The sequence below is a fragment of the Niastella sp. OAS944 genome, assembly GCA_024809215.1.
Lineage (GTDB): Bacteria > Bacteroidota > Bacteroidia > Chitinophagales > Chitinophagaceae > Niastella.
This window is the reverse complement of the sequence record JANUBW010000004.1, coordinates 505,288-520,073: the sequence shown is the minus strand read 5'-3', so window position 1 is coordinate 520,073 and position 14,786 is coordinate 505,288. Positions and strand designations below refer to the sequence as shown.

Genomic DNA, 14,786 nt, shown 5'->3' with positions numbered 1-14,786 from the left:
GTTGTTTGCAGTACAGTGCTAAACAATTGTGCCGGGAAGGCTATTGCTCAATACGTACCTGAATGATAAAGAATAAACTTCGTTGTTGCCAATATTCTACTATTTCAATTTAAATATAAGCGCTTGCCAGGGCAATAGTGTAAGCTCATGTTCTTCCTGTTGCAGGGAGGTTTCGTTATTGCTGATGAGCTGGAATTGCTTCTTGTGTAATTCTTTTGGAATGGTGTATGGCACCAGGTCATTTGAGAAATTAAGGATGATCAATGTTGCTGTTTTTTCGAGCGTACGGGTGTACGTATAAATTTGTTTGTGTTCCGCATCGTACATTTTATAGTCGCCGTAAATTAACTCCAGGTGGTCTTTGCGAAGCTGAACCAGGTGTCTGAAATAATTTAACGGCGAATTACCATCGGCATCCTGCGCTTCTTTATTAATGAATGCATGGTCGGTGTTTACTTTTATCCACGGGTCGCAGGTGGTAAAGCCGGCACAGGCGGTGGCATCCCACTGAAAAGGTGTGCGGCTGTTATCGCGTGCGCCAAATTGCTGGTCTTTTATAAATTGCTCCAGGTCTTCATTTTGGGCCTGTAAAAAATGGTACATATACAGGGTTTCTATATCACGGTAGTCCTGTATGTCTTCGAATTTTATATTGGCCATGCCCAGTTCATCGCCATTGTAAAAAATAGGTGTGGCACGCATGGTGAGTAAAAAAGTGATGAGCAGTTTTGACGATGGTACCCTGAACTCTGGCGCATCGTTTCCCCAGCGGCTAAGCATACGGGGTTGATCGTGATTGCCCAGGTAAATAGTGCCCCAGCCTTCTTTGGCAAATACATCATTCCATTCGGTATACAACTTTTTAAAAGCCGGCAGGCTGTAGCCGTTAGGGTCGGGGCGTTTAAAGCCTTCTTTTGAATAACCCAGTTCCATGCCTTTAAAATGATATAACATGTGCAGTTCCTGCCTGTCTACATGTACAAATTGCAAGGCTTCTTCTTTTTCAATACCCGGCGTTTCTGAAATGGTAACAGCGTTTGGGTAATGCTGTAATACCTCGCGGTTCATTTCGTGCAGGTATTCATGCAGTTTAGGCCCTTTTGAATAAAAGTAGGAAAAGTCGTTCTTATATTTTTCAGCCAGCTCTTTCTTCGAAACTACCGGCCATGTGGTATCTTTTGAAATATAGCTAATGGCATCGAGCCTGAAGCCATCGATGCCTTTGTCGAGCCAGAACTTCATCATTTGATAAACCTCCTTTCTTACTTTAGGGTTTTCCCAATTAAGATCGGGTTGTTTATTGCTGAAGTAATGCAGGTAGTATGAATCGGTAGCGGGGTCGTATTGCCAGGCATCGCCTTTCTTATCAAAAAAGCTATAGCGATGTGGTGGTTTGCCTTTTTCTGCGGGCCACCAGTGATAATAATCGCGATACGGATTATCGCGCGATTTACGTGATTCTATAAACCAGGCATGTTCATCGCTGGTGTGGTTTACTACAAGGTCCATAATGAGTTTAATACCTCGTGAATGCAAACCTGCCAGCAGGGCATTAAAATCGGCAATTGTGCCAAATGTGGGTGATATGGCTTCATAGTTACTGATGTCGTAACCATTGTCGTCATTGGGCGAAGCGTAAATAGGGTTCAGCCAAACCAGTCCAACGCCCAAACTTTGAATGTAATCGAGTTTTGAAATAAGTCCGGGCAGGTCGCCAATACCATCACCATTACTATCTTTAAAACTGCGTGGGTATACCTGGTAAATAACCGTTTCTTTCCACCATTCTTTATCCTTGATGTGCATACGTATTTTAATTAAGCTGTAGCAGTTTTGCAATTACAGGGCCAGGCAAACAATAGGCAATAGACAATAGACAATTGGCAATAGACAATAGGCAAGGGTGCCGAATTTCGAACCCGCTCTAAAATGGATCTTTCCTCAGGTTGCTTATTGCCAATTGCTTATTGCCTATTGATTCCAGGCGGGTATGGCTTTTGAATGGTTTCTTACATGGAAAACAAAAAACAAAAACACGATCCAAATAAGGACGTACACAGTGAGTTTGAAACAAGTGTTGGCAACGATAATAAAACGGTGCGGGAAGAAACGCTACAAAAAGAACGGGGCGAAGATGGGCCGTTGAACCAACTGAACGATGAAGACCCGGTTAAAAATGAGCAGGATGCAGGGGATGAGCCGCCAAAAATGAAGGCGGACCCGGATGCGCTATAGGTTAACAAGTTGACAAGTTAACAAATAATTAGAGGGCTGAGCAGGAGGATACCTTGTCAACCTGTTAACCTGTTAACTTTTCAACTTACATTTGCCTCTCAAATTCCTGCGGTTGAAACATTTAAAAGCGCTTAATGCATATTTCTGGAAATACCGGTACCGGCTTTTCCTGGGTATTCTTTTTATTGTTGTTTCCAACTATTTTGCCGTGCTGGCCCCCCAGGTAACGGGCTACGTGTTCGATGTGGTACAGCGGGCCTTTGGTATTGAACAAAAGAAAGCTTCTGTTCAGTACGACTGGCTGGTAACTTACTTCATAGGATTTGCCGAACAGCACAAAACCATTTCAGTTATCGCTTTAAGCGGAATTGTCATATTGGTACTGGCTCTTATTCGCGGTATTTTTATGTTCCTGATGCGGCAGACCATTATTGTTATGAGCCGCCATATAGAGTTCGACCAAAAGAACCAGGTATTTCAGCATTATCTCACCCTCGATACCAATTTCTATAAAACGCATAGTACCGGCGACCTCATGAACCGCATGTCGGAAGACGTAAGCCGGGTAAGAATGTTCACAGGACCTGCCATAATGTATCTCATCAACCTGGTATCACTGATCTCGCTGGCGGTTTATTATATGGTGAAAAAAGATCCCCTGCTTACCCTGTATGTGCTGGCGCCATTGCCCATTTTGGCAGTAACTATATATGTTGTAAATACTATTATCAATAAAAAAAGCGAACGTATTCAGGCCCTGCTGAGCGACCTTACGACAAATGCGCAGGAATCGTATTCGGGCATAAGGGTAATAAAGTCATTTGTACAGGAAAAGGCTATGTTCTCATTCTTTGATAAGAACAGTGAGGAGTATAAAGACAATGCCATTTCACTGGCTAAAATGGAGGCCATGTATTTTCCTTCAATGACCCTGCTGATTGGCCTAAGTACCCTGCTTACTATTATGATTGGCGGCATTTATACCATTTACGGGCAGCATGATATGAAAATGAGTACCCTGGCCGAGTTTGTAATGTATATAAACATGCTCACTTTCCCCGTGGGCGCCATTGGGTGGACAGCCAGCATGATACAACGGGCGGCAGCTTCGCAAAAGCGCATCAATGAATTTTTACATACCAACCCCGCTATAGTAAACCCTGCCAATGCAGTAAAACCGGTTATTGATGGCAGTATTACCTTTAATAATGTTGATTTTGTTTATCCCAACACCGGCATACAGGCATTAACGAATTTCAATTTACATATAAAGAAAGGTCAAAAGATTGCTATCATTGGCCATACCGGCAGCGGTAAAACAACCATTGCGCAATTGCTATTACGCATGTACGATCCTACGGTTGGTAATATCAGCATCGATGGCAATGATCTTAAAACAATGGACCTGCAGGAGCTGCGCCGGCAGATAAGCTATGTGCCGCAGGATGTTTTCCTGTTTAGCGATACTATTAATAATAATATCCTGTTCAGCCCGGTTGGTGAGGCAAACCATGAAATGGCAGTAAAAGCGGCCCGTTCGGCCAGTGTGGAAAGGGAAATTGAGCATTTTCATGAAAAATACGAAACCATGGTAGGGGAGCGGGGCGTTACCCTCAGTGGCGGACAAAAACAACGGATCTCTATTGCACGCGCGCTGGCAAAAGACCCGCAAATAGTGGTGTTTGATGATTGTTTAAGTGCAGTAGATGCCCGTACCGAGAAGGAGATCCTTGGTAATTTGAGCATCTATCTTCAGCATAAAACTGCTATTATAATTACCCACCGCATATTTACTCTTTTCGATTTTGACACCATTGTAGTGCTCGAAGATGGGAAGATTGTTGAGACGGGAACACATAATGAATTATTATCATTAAGCGGTTATTATGCGTATTTATACGAGCAACAATTGAAACAGGAGCGCGAGGAAGGCTAAAACGACTAACAAATGGGGATAAATAGGTGAAATTACGTCGTAAAAGGCTAATGAAATTTTGTTGATTCTAAAACAATATTATATTTGTAACGCTTTTTTTTGTGAAAATTCGATAATTGTTAACTGCAAAACTTATATGACTGTGGCGTACGAAAACAACGACAAACGTATGGAAAGCGTTTATAGCAAACGCATAAGAGCTGGGAAAAGAAGAACCTACTTCTTTGATGTGAGGGCTACCCGTGGAAATGACTACTACATTACCATTACGGAGAGCCGCAAAAAATTCAACGAAAACGGGTACGACAGGCACAAGATCTTCCTTTACAAAGAAGACTTCAACAAATTCTTAAAGGCATTGACCGAAGCAGTAGACTATGTGAAAACAGAACTGATGCCCAATTTTGATTTTGACGCCTACAACCACGACCAAGTTGCAGATAACGATATCGATGAAGTAGCTGAAGCCCCTGTTTATCAGGCTAGCAGTGCTCCTGCCGCCACCGCTTCAAGCAACGGTGCAGGTTCAGCCGCTGATGCTGGTGAAGAAGTTGATAAATGGTAATTTTCCATAAAACGGTTTTTTGATCTGGCAAGCTCCCGAAAGGAGCTTTTTTCTTTTTATAAACTTCTCTGAATAGGGAGTATTCTCTTTGCTATTGGGCAGTTACAGGTTGCATGTTGCGGGGGTGCAAAGAACAGCGGGTTACCGGTTGCCTGTTACCAGTTACCCCGAAATGCAAAATACCGTCGCCGGAAAGACTTGTAACCTGAAACCTGTATTCCCCGGAAACCGGTTCCCGGAAACTGGTATTTGGTTTTCCCTGTAACATGTAACCTGCAACCTGTATTTCCCTGAAACCTGCAACCTGAAACCTGCAACCTGTATTCCCCGGCAACCGGCAACCGGTAACTGGTATTTGGTTTTCCCTGTAACATGCATCCTGTATTTCCCTGCAACCAGCAACCTGGAACCTGTATTCCCCGGCACCCGGTAACCGGTAACTGGTATTTGGTTTTCCCTGCAACCTGCAACCTGGAACCTGTATTCCCCGGCAACCGGCACCCGGTAACTGGTATTTGGTTTTCCCTGCAACCTGCAACCTGAAACCTGCAACCTGTATTTCCCGGCAACTGGTACCTGGTAACCGGTAACTACAAACGAATTTCTCATATCCCAAACAATTTCCTTCTATTATACCCCTGATATTCTTTGTATTAACCCTGATTGTCCGGATCGGCTGCCAAAACAGGTATCAATCCCCTTGATTACTATGCCTTTATTGCACTGGCATTAAACTTGACATATATGCCCATTGCCTTCAATTCATGGTATTTTAAGCAAGAGTATGTTATTTTGTCACAGATAATCTAAGTAATGAAAGAAGCGAACATATTATTTACGCCTGAAGATGAAATGGATTTTATACCTATTATTCCCCTGAATGAGAATGAAGGAGATAATAATTCAGATATAGTCATTCCTGCCGAATTGCCCCTTTTACCTTTACGTAATACCGTATTGTTCCCCGGAGTGGTGTTACCAATAACCGTGGGCCGCGATAAAAGTATAAAAGCTGTAAACGACGCTTATAAAGCTGACAAACTGGTAGGCGTTATAGCGCAAAAAGACAGTAATGTAGAAGATCCGGTTGTTACCGACCTGGAAGATATTGGCACCGTTGCCAAAATAATTAAAATGATCAAAATGCCCGATGGCGGCACCACCGTCATAATTCAGGGCAAACGCCGCTTTAAGGTTAAAAAGATCACCTCTGATGAACCTTATTTCAAGGCCGAGGTAGAACTGCTTGAGGAAGATGAAGCGCCTAAAAATGAGGACTTTAACGCCTATGTGGCCAATATTAAGGAGCTGGCCGGTCAAATCATTCAGCTATCGCCTAATATTCCCAGCGAGGCCTCCATCATCTTACGCAATATTGAAAATCCTTCTTTTCTTATACATTTCATTTCCAGCAACCTGAACACGGAGCTTACCGAAAAGCAGAAGCTGTTGGAATTGAATAATATAGAAACCCGCGCCGACCTGTTGATGAAGCTATTACAGCGCGAGTTGCAGTTTGCCGAGCTCAAGAACAAGGTGACCACCAAAACCAAAACCGAGCTCGATAAACAACAGCGCGAATACTTCCTGCAGCAGCAAATGAAAAGCATTAAGGAAGAACTGGGCGGCGATACCAATGAGCGCGAAATAAAGGAAATGCAGAAAAGGGCCGAAACCAAGAAATGGAACGAGGCCACAAAGGAAATGTTTAAAAAGGGCATCGAAAAGCTGGAGCGTATGCACCCCAGCACGCCCGATTACTCGGTGGTATACAATCATCTCGATCTGATGCTCGACCTGCCCTGGAACGAGGTGACCGAAGACCAATATGATCTGAAGAAAGCCAAGAAGGTACTCGATCACGACCATTATGGAATGGATAAGGTAAAAGAGCGTTTGCTCGAATACCTGGCAGTATTGAAACTAAAGGGCGATATGAAGAGCCCCATCCTTTGTTTTGTTGGACCTCCCGGTATTGGTAAAACCTCGCTTGGCCGCAGCATAGCCACAGCAGTTCAACGCAAATACGGCCGGGTAAGCCTGGGCGGTTTACATGATGAAAGCGAAATACGCGGACACCGCAAAACATATATTGGCGCCATGCCGGGCCGTATCATTCAAATGATACGCAAGCTGAAATCATCGAACCCGGTTATCATTCTCGATGAAATTGATAAAGTGGGGAACGATTTCCGCGGCGATCCATCATCGGCATTATTAGAGGTACTTGATCCTGAGCAGAACAATGCCTTCTATGATAACTACCTTGAACTGGAGTACGACCTTAGCAAAGTATTGTTCATTGCAACGGCCAACGATATCAATAATATTCAACCAGCATTGCGCGACCGGTTAGAGATCATTAACCTGAGCGGTTATGCCGTTGAAGAAAAAGTACAGATAGCAAAACGCCACCTGGTGCCCAAACAAAAAGATGCGCATGGGTTGAAGAAGGTTGACTTTAAAATAGGCGATCCTGTACTGCAAAAGATCATTCAGGATTATACCCGCGAAAGTGGCGTTCGTGAGCTTGACCGTTACCTGGCTTCTATTATGCGCTATGAAGCAAAAGAGTTTGCGACGTATGATGAGGTAAAACCGGTACTCACAGAAAAAGATGTAGAGACGATACTGGGCAAACCCAAATACAATAATGAACTATATAAGGTAGCCAATATTCCAGGTGTATCCATTGGTTTGGCCTGGACGTATGTTGGCGGCGATATATTGTTTATGGAAACCAGTTTGAGCGATGGCAAAGGCGAACTAAAGCTTACCGGTAATTTGGGTAATGTGATGAAAGAAAGCGCTACTACCGCATTAACGTACCTGCAATCGAATGCAAAGAAGATTGGCATTGACCCTGCCAAATTCGACAAGAAAAGCATTCATGTGCATGTGCCCGAAGGCGCCGTACCAAAAGATGGCCCAAGCGCCGGTATAACTATCATGACCGCCATTGCGTCGGCCTTATTGGGTAAAAAGGTAAAACCATACCTGGCTATGACGGGTGAAATTACTTTACGCGGTCAGGTGTTGCCGGTAGGTGGTATTAAAGAAAAAGTGCTGGCTGCGCGCCGCGCCGGGTTGAAGGAAATTGTGTTGTGCTGGCAAAATGAGCGCGACATCAAAGAAATAGAACCGGCATTTATTAAAGGACTTACTTTTCATTATGTTAAAACCATGCAGCAGGTGCTTGATATTGCACTGGGGTGAGGACCTCAGTTCCTTTAACAAGATTTTAATCTGTTCTTTTGGAACGGTATTGAACAAATAAATGTCAAACCCTGTTATTAATATTCAACCGAGATTTTTTTTCATGTTGGTTGTTTTAAGGGTTAAAGAAATTCCTCCATTTCAATGGAGGAATTTTTTTTTTCATCCGCCGGAGCTTTAGCGTAGGCGGAGTTCATCCCTACTCGCCACTAACTACTTACTACTAGCTTTTTTACCTATTTTCGTAGCAGCTGACCCATGCACAACAAGCTGCTTATATTAGTATTATTATCTATCCTTACCCGGTCAAATGCACAAACATTAGGCGGTAATACGGTCTATAATTTCCTTAAACTCTCCAATGCGCCCCAATTAACCGCTTTAGGCGGTATTAACATTTCAAATCAAACCAGCGATATTGGTCTGGCTTTCAATAATCCGGCGTTGTTGCGCCCGGCCATGCATACCCAAACATCAATGGTATTCAATAGCTTTTATGCAGGTATAAAAAATTACCATATGATGGTGGGGTTATATCAGCCATCACTCAAAACCACCTTTGCAGCCGGTATCAATTATTTTAGCTATGGTTCCATAGCCGAAACCGATATGACGGGCAATGTATTAGGCACTATGCGGCCAAACGATTATGTGGTGCAGGTAAGCGCTGCACGGCAATATGGCGAACATTGGCAATATGGCGTTGCAGCCAAGTTCATTCATTCGGCCTATGGCAATTATCGTTCATCGGGCGTGGCCATGGACCTGGGTATAACCTATGCCGATTCGGCCAATTTATGGCAGGCTTCGCTGGTGGCAAAGAATATGGGTGCGCAAATAAAACAATATACAGGCAGCTCAGCCGGCGATCTTCCTTTCGATCTGCAACTGGGTATTTCAAAACGGTTGGCACATGCACCGGTACAATTCTCTCTGACATTTTTCCAGCTGCATCAGTTCAATACTCGTTACAATGACACTTTATTTAACAACGAAATAGGTGTTGCTGAGGATAGCAAGGAAAAAAAATATATATTTGACAAGTTTTTCAGACATGTTATCCTTTCCGCGCAGTTATATGTGAGTGATAAAGTAGAAGTTACTGCCGGATACAATTACCTCCGCCGAAAAGAATTAAATGTAACAAACGCCGGCAACGGGCTAAACGGTTTTTCACTAGGTGTTGGCGTGTTATTTAAAAAAATCCAGATCCGCTACGCGAGGAGTTATTATCAAAATAATTCTTCCTATAACCAATTCGGCTTAAACCTCAGGCTAAACGATTATTTCGGCCAGGGCCGGGCGAAATAAGTAATTGTTTCCCCTTAATAATAATTAACCGCTTTCCTTAAACTTTTAAAATTTAGGGGATATGGAATATTGTTTATCCTGCAAATTGACTAACATTAATTTTTGCCATTAAATAAACCTTTTCTTAATGATCAAAGTGATTATAGCAGATGATCACAAATTGGTACGCGAGGCCTGGAACCTGCTGCTAAGCAGGGATAAGCGGCTTTCTATTATTGCCATATGCGAAAATGGTTCTCAGGCCATAGAAGCCTGTAAAACGCTTTCGCCCGATGTTGTATTGATGGATATAAACATGGAGCCCATAAGCGGAATAGAAGCTACCAGGTGTATTCGTGAATTCACCGAGGCGATCCGCATCATCGGCATTTCAGTACATACCGATCTCCCTTATGTTAATGCGTTGATGAGCGCCGGCGCCAATGGCTATGTTACCAAAAACTCATCGGGCGAAGAGATGGTAAAAGCAATTCTGCTGGTGATGGATGGAAAGCAGTATTTCTGTAAAGAGATTGCTGATGTTTTAGATAGCAGTACTTTTTCTAAATAAGCTTTTTATTTCTTGATAGGGTCAGGTTGACGAGTTAACAAGTTGACGAGGGAGTTGATAAGTTGATACAGGTGATAGAGTTGATAAAGGAAAGGCAGGTGTAACGTAGGAAGTGGTGAGTGGGTAGAGGTAATGAGTAGCGAGGCCATAAAGTTCGGGTTCTATTGCCGATTCACGATTGCCGAAAACAGAGCAAGTTCTACGATTCATTATAACAAAAAAGGATCACCGTTAAAAGTGATCCTTTTCTTATTATCAGCAAATAGCTTACGCTAATACTTTATCATCTTTGAACGCTTCGCGGGCGGTAAGACCCAGCAGGTTGAACATTGCTTTGTCTTCATCAAAGCTTGGGTTTGGCGTGGTCAGCAACTTCTCACCAGTGAAGATGGAGTTGGCGCCGGCCATAAAGCACAATGCCTGTTCAGAAACGCTGAAGCTGGCGCGGCCTGCACTCAAACGTACCATGGCTTTTGGCATCAGGATACGGGCAGTAGCGATCATTTTCACCATATCCCAAATATCAACTTTCTGGTTGTTTTCGAGCGGTGTGCCTTCTACAGCAACCAGTGCGTTGATGGGCACACTTTCAGGATGCTCGGGCATGGTGCTCAGTGTGTGCAGCATTTTAATACGGTCGGTATGGGTTTCGCCCAGGCCAACAATACCACCGCAACAAACAGAGATCCCTGCTTTACGAACATTGTCGAGGGTATCTAAACGTTCGTTATAGGTGCGGGTTGAAATGATCTCTTTATAATATTCTTTTGATGTATCGAGGTTATGATTGTACGCATACAAACCGGCATCGGCCAGTTTCTGGGCTTGTGTTTCGGTAAGCATACCCAGGGTGCAGCATACTTCCATACCCAGTTCGTTCACACCTTTCACCATTTCAATAACGCGGTCGAAATCGCGGTTGTCCCTTACTTCGCGCCAGGCGGCTCCCATACAAAAGCGGGTACTACCGGCTGCTTTTGCTTTGGCGGCATTTGCCATTACCTCTTCCTGCTTCATTAAGGGGTGTACATTAACGCCTGTATTGTAACGGGCGGCCTGCGGGCAGTAAGCACAATCTTCTGAGCAGCCACCGGTTTTTATCGAAAGCAGTGTACATACCTGTACTTCGCCGGTGTTATTGTACTGCCGGTGAGCGCTGGCAGCACGGAAAATTAAGTCGAGCACGGGGGAATTATAAATTTCCTGTATTTCCTCAATAGTCCAGTCGTTTCTGATAATTTCCTTCATTTCTAATGATTTACAGTAAATGTATAGTAGCGGATCACTGGTTTTTTCTTAATGTTTAGCTACAAACAAGGCGTGAAGATAGTGAAAAATCAACTACGCGATTTTTCACCGCCGCTTCATATAATATAGTACCCTGTGTGTGCCCGGTACCTGTTTTTTGCTGATGACGTTGAAGTACTGGTTAAACATTTTTTCAAATACTTCAATGGTGTAATCAGGAAATGTATCGGGCCTGCTTTTCAGCATCTGCTGTACTTTTTCATCTTCTTTTGGTACAAACTCTATAATGAGTTCGGGGGCTATATCGTTGAAATATTCAGCCAGAACCGGTATGCTAATGTTTTTGCCGATCACTAAATGATGTACAAGCGCCAGGGCCGCTACCAGATCGGTTTTTATGCGATCGTGAAAGGCGGCACGCTCCCGGTTATTGAAACCAATAGCGGGGGAGGGGTTGGCTATATCGAGTATCAGCGGCTGAATGTTCTCAATTTTATCCTTCTTCACTTCGTTGTACAGTCTCGAAATACAACGGCTGTCTGCGTCGGTGGCTATTACCGTCAGTTGCCGGCTGGCAAATAGTTTGGAGAAATAGCCATCATTGGCGCCCAGGTCAAGCACGGTACGGGCGGTTGTTTGCCCACTCATTTCTCTAATGATAACTTCTTTCGCCTTCAGGTATTCTTTGCTTAGAATGGTATCCTCGTAGTAATTGCTCCAGGTGGTTTTGTATGTTTTATTCGCAGGAAAACTGGTAATAATGCTGGTAAGATGGCTTATAACATCGAGCAGTTTCTTTTTACTAAAGGCGGCATTTTTATTATTGCCATTATGGGCGCGGGCGCTGGTCGATGTGGAGTGCTGCAGGTAAACATGCAGCCAAACACCCAGGCTCAGCCGGCTTTTAAGTGGCAATAATTTGGCTATAATATCAACCGGAATGCCATCGATATAAGTACTGAGTATTTTTTGAATATCGGTCTTTAAGTAGTGCTCGAGGTACAACGGGAACAGGAAACACTGGCAAAACTGGCGGTAAGCGATCCAGGGTTGTTTGGCATTGTACGTATCGAACGAAAGGGTGTCGATGAACACCGGCCGCCCCTTATGAAATTGAATATTATACGGCGTAGCATCTTTCAAGACCATGCTATGCTGTAAAGCTGCTTTTAATACAGAAAGCGTAAGCAGCGCGGCGTCCTGTAATTGTTCAAAACACCATTCGTATGGGTATGAAATGGTGTGCACCGGTTCCGGCCGAAGGGTTGTGTACCAGTCGGGCGAATTGGTAATATTCTCCGCTAATTCTTCGTGGGCGATCAATTGCCCCTGGCTTACCAGTTGTTTGTACAGTCCTGAATCAATAAGTTGACGGTATTGCGCGGCATAGTATTGGTTTACCTGCCGGTACAGTGTGCCTTCCGATTCAAATACAAAACCAGAAGGGTCCTTAAACGATGAAGGATGACGTGTATAATTTGTCATTTAGCAATATCCTCTCCCTCTGCATCCTCTTTTTTCGGTTTCCAGAAAAATGCCTTCACCTTCCACCAGAGGTTTTTGAAATAGAACAACGCCCCCAAAATAGCGGCAATGATCACTTGTATAAGATAACTGCCGCTACCGGGATCAACGTATAATAGGATGCCTGAATTTATCACAGATAACTCAAATTTGTTTTGGGCGTCAGGGTTAATAAAGTCTCGTACATTAACTGTATGGTTTGCTCTATATCGCTTTTATGCAACATCTCAACCGTTGTGTGCATGTAACGTAAAGGAATAGAGATCAAAACCGACGGACAGCCGTCATTGGCATAGGCAAAAGAATCGGTATCGGTGCCGGTGCTGCGCGACACGGTGCGCATTTGTAAGGGAATATTGCTTTTTTCAGCCACATCCTCTACCAGCTTCAACAGTTTGTTATGAACTGCAGGGCCGTAGGCAGGGGAAGGTCCTTTACCACAGGCTACATCGCCTTCAATGATCTTGCTGATCATTGGCGTATGTGTGTCGTGCGTAACATCGGTAATGATGGCCACATTGGGTTTTATACGACGGGCTATCATTTCGGCACCACGTAAGCCAATTTCTTCCTGTACCGCATTAACAACGTATAAACCGAATGGTAATTGCTTTTTATTTTCTTTTAACATGCGGGCCACTTCGGCGATCATAAATCCGCCGATGCGGTTATCGAAGGCCCGGGCAATATAATACCCCCCTGCCAGTTCGTCAAAACCATCCTGGTAGGTTACCACTGCGCCAACATGAATACCCAGGTCTTCCGTTTCTTTTTTAGAGCGGGCCCCGGTATCGAGGAACAGATTCTCCACTTTTGGTTGTGGATCTTTTGCCTCGGGGTTATGCAGGCGGGTATGAATGGCCGGCCAGCCAAAAACGGCTTTTACGGCGCCTTTCTTACCATGGATAAATACCCGTTGCCCCGGGGCTATCTGGTGGTCAACACCGCCATTGCGTTTCAGGTAAATTAGGCCTTCGGGGGTAATGTAATTCACAAACCAGCTGATCTCATCGGCGTGGGCTTCAATTACCACTTTAAAATCAGCCTTGGGGTTAATAACACCTACAGCCGTACCGTAAGGGTCAACAAAAGTGGTGTCAACCAGCGGTTTTACATAGTCTAACCATACTTTTTGTCCGCCGCTTTCAAAGCCAACAGGCGAGGGCGTATTGATATAATTTTTGAGGAATTTCAGTGATTGATCAGAGAGCTTGTAGCCAGCAGAAGCGACTGTTTTACTTTTAGCCATATTTACTGTATTAAAAGGTAAAATCCTGTTCTAGATAATGATAAATATATCGATTAATTGACGCAAAACTACTTATTTGAAATGAATATCGTTAACAGCGATGAAAACATCATAAGTCCATCCAGTACAAAATAGTACAGGTAATCGCTGAAGTTCTTTTTGGCAATGGGGTATAGAACAGCAACTATAATACCAGGTACCAGCAGCAATACAATGGTGAGTAACGAAAAGCCGTAAAAGTACAGCAATAGGGTACTAACGGCAAACCCTGCCAGTGAAAGCGCAAACAGGTTATTAATGCCGCGTTCGTTAAAATACGTGATCATACTGCGTATGCCGGCCTGTTTATCGTAGTCGCGGTCGCGATAATCGAATATGATGCAAATGGCATATATAAGCAGAAAGCGGCTCAGGCAAAAAAGCATCGATGCCCCGTTCCAGTGATGGTTGTCGATGGCAACGGGCAAAAATGTGGTCACATACATCCAAACAAAGGCCAGGAACATGGTTTTGCCCACAGCTACTTTACTTAGCCAGGCAAAGGGGCCATACCGTAATTTGGGTGCCGAATAAAGAAAGGTAAGCAGTGCGGCGCCGCCCATCCAAAACCAGTGATGTATGAAGTGGAAGAAATAAATGGCTGCTATTATTCCGCCGATACCGGTAAGCACCAGGTGTAATACCTTATGGTGTTCTGTCCATTGTACACGGGCATTTTCGCTGGTAGCGTCAGCACTTAAATACCAGTGAAAGTTATAACTGCAAAGGGTTGAGAAAAATACAAATACCAGGTAGCCGGTACTATCATAGCTGAGGTGCAGCAGCTGGTCGGTTTGTAATACCATCAGCAAGGCACAACCGGCAATAAAACAACTGGTGAACAGGAAAACGTCAAATAAATATTTCAACATCCTTCAGCACAAATCTTCAGGAAAAAATGATTGTACAATAA

Annotated in this window: 13 protein-coding genes; 6 read left to right on the top strand and 7 right to left on the bottom strand. The window is 43.9% G+C overall.

The features are described from left to right. Positions 1 to 99: 99 nt before the first annotated feature. Positions 100 to 1,806, bottom strand: coding sequence for an alpha-glucosidase (locus GGD38_RS20360; RefSeq protein WP_375302237.1), 1,707 nt, complete (start codon positions 1,804 to 1,806; stop codon positions 100 to 102). Positions 1,807 to 2,013: 207 nt separating this feature from the next. On the opposite strand from GGD38_RS20360, the gene GGD38_RS20355 reads away from it, so the two are divergent. The 3 genes from GGD38_RS20355 to GGD38_RS20345 all read left to right on the top strand — a co-directional run bounded on the left by GGD38_RS20355 (position 2,014) and on the right by GGD38_RS20345 (position 4,736). Beyond that, positions 2,014 to 2,235, top strand: coding sequence for a hypothetical protein (locus GGD38_RS20355; protein WP_375302236.1), 222 nt, complete (start codon positions 2,014 to 2,016; stop codon positions 2,233 to 2,235). Positions 2,236 to 2,347: 112 nt separating this feature from the next. After that, on the top strand, positions 2,348 to 4,171 hold the full coding sequence (locus GGD38_RS20350; protein WP_375302235.1) for an ABC transporter ATP-binding protein: 1,824 nt from the start codon (positions 2,348 to 2,350) through the stop codon (positions 4,169 to 4,171). A 136-nt stretch (positions 4,172 to 4,307) separates the two neighbouring features. Then, positions 4,308 to 4,736 carry a DUF3276 family protein gene (locus tag GGD38_RS20345; protein WP_375302234.1) on the top strand — a complete coding sequence of 143 codons (429 nt, stop codon included), beginning with the start codon at positions 4,308 to 4,310 and terminating at the stop codon, positions 4,734 to 4,736. 162 nt (positions 4,737 to 4,898) lie between these two features. On the opposite strand, the gene GGD38_RS20340 is transcribed toward GGD38_RS20345, so the two are convergent. Continuing rightward, the gene (locus GGD38_RS20340; protein WP_375302233.1) at positions 4,899 to 5,345 is read right to left on the bottom strand and encodes a hypothetical protein; all 447 of its coding nucleotides are present in this window, start codon (positions 5,343 to 5,345) and stop codon (positions 4,899 to 4,901) included. 204 nt (positions 5,346 to 5,549) lie between these two features. On the opposite strand from GGD38_RS20340, the gene lon reads away from it, so the two are divergent. The 3 genes from lon to GGD38_RS20325 all read left to right on the top strand — a co-directional run bounded on the left by lon (position 5,550) and on the right by GGD38_RS20325 (position 9,813). Then, positions 5,550 to 7,952, top strand: a complete 2,403-nt coding sequence (gene lon, locus GGD38_RS20335; RefSeq protein WP_375302232.1) for an endopeptidase La — start codon at positions 5,550 to 5,552, stop codon at positions 7,950 to 7,952. Between the two features lie 258 nt (positions 7,953 to 8,210). After that, complete coding sequence (porQ, locus tag GGD38_RS20330; RefSeq protein WP_375302231.1) at positions 8,211 to 9,263, top strand: type IX secretion system protein PorQ; 1,053 nt, start codon at positions 8,211 to 8,213, stop codon at positions 9,261 to 9,263. A gap of 127 nt (positions 9,264 to 9,390) precedes the next feature. Next, the gene (locus tag GGD38_RS20325; RefSeq protein WP_375302230.1) at positions 9,391 to 9,813 is read left to right on the top strand and encodes a response regulator transcription factor; all 423 of its coding nucleotides are present in this window, start codon (positions 9,391 to 9,393) and stop codon (positions 9,811 to 9,813) included. A 267-nt stretch (positions 9,814 to 10,080) separates the two neighbouring features. Here the strand turns inward: GGD38_RS20325 and bioB are convergent, their stop codons facing one another. The 5 genes from bioB to GGD38_RS20300 form a co-directional block, all read right to left on the bottom strand. Further along, a complete protein-coding gene (gene bioB, locus GGD38_RS20320; RefSeq protein ID WP_375302229.1) occupies positions 10,081 to 11,061 on the bottom strand; it encodes a biotin synthase BioB in 981 nt (326 codons plus the stop codon). Between the two features lie 105 nt (positions 11,062 to 11,166). After that, positions 11,167 to 12,546 carry a hypothetical protein gene (locus GGD38_RS20315; RefSeq protein WP_375302228.1) on the bottom strand — a complete coding sequence of 460 codons (1,380 nt, stop codon included), beginning with the start codon at positions 12,544 to 12,546 and terminating at the stop codon, positions 11,167 to 11,169. Continuing rightward, positions 12,543 to 12,722, bottom strand: coding sequence for a hypothetical protein (locus tag GGD38_RS20310; protein ID WP_375302227.1), 180 nt, complete (start codon positions 12,720 to 12,722; stop codon positions 12,543 to 12,545). Before GGD38_RS20310 ends, GGD38_RS20315 begins: the two co-directional genes overlap by 4 nt. Continuing rightward, positions 12,719 to 13,834, bottom strand: a complete 1,116-nt coding sequence (locus GGD38_RS20305) for a M42 family metallopeptidase (protein WP_375302226.1) — start codon at positions 13,832 to 13,834, stop codon at positions 12,719 to 12,721. Before GGD38_RS20305 ends, GGD38_RS20310 begins: the two co-directional genes overlap by 4 nt. A 68-nt stretch (positions 13,835 to 13,902) precedes the next feature. Further along, the gene (locus GGD38_RS20300) at positions 13,903 to 14,745 is read right to left on the bottom strand and encodes a UbiA family prenyltransferase (RefSeq protein WP_375302225.1); all 843 of its coding nucleotides are present in this window, start codon (positions 14,743 to 14,745) and stop codon (positions 13,903 to 13,905) included. Between the last annotated feature and the right edge of the window lie 41 nt (positions 14,746 to 14,786).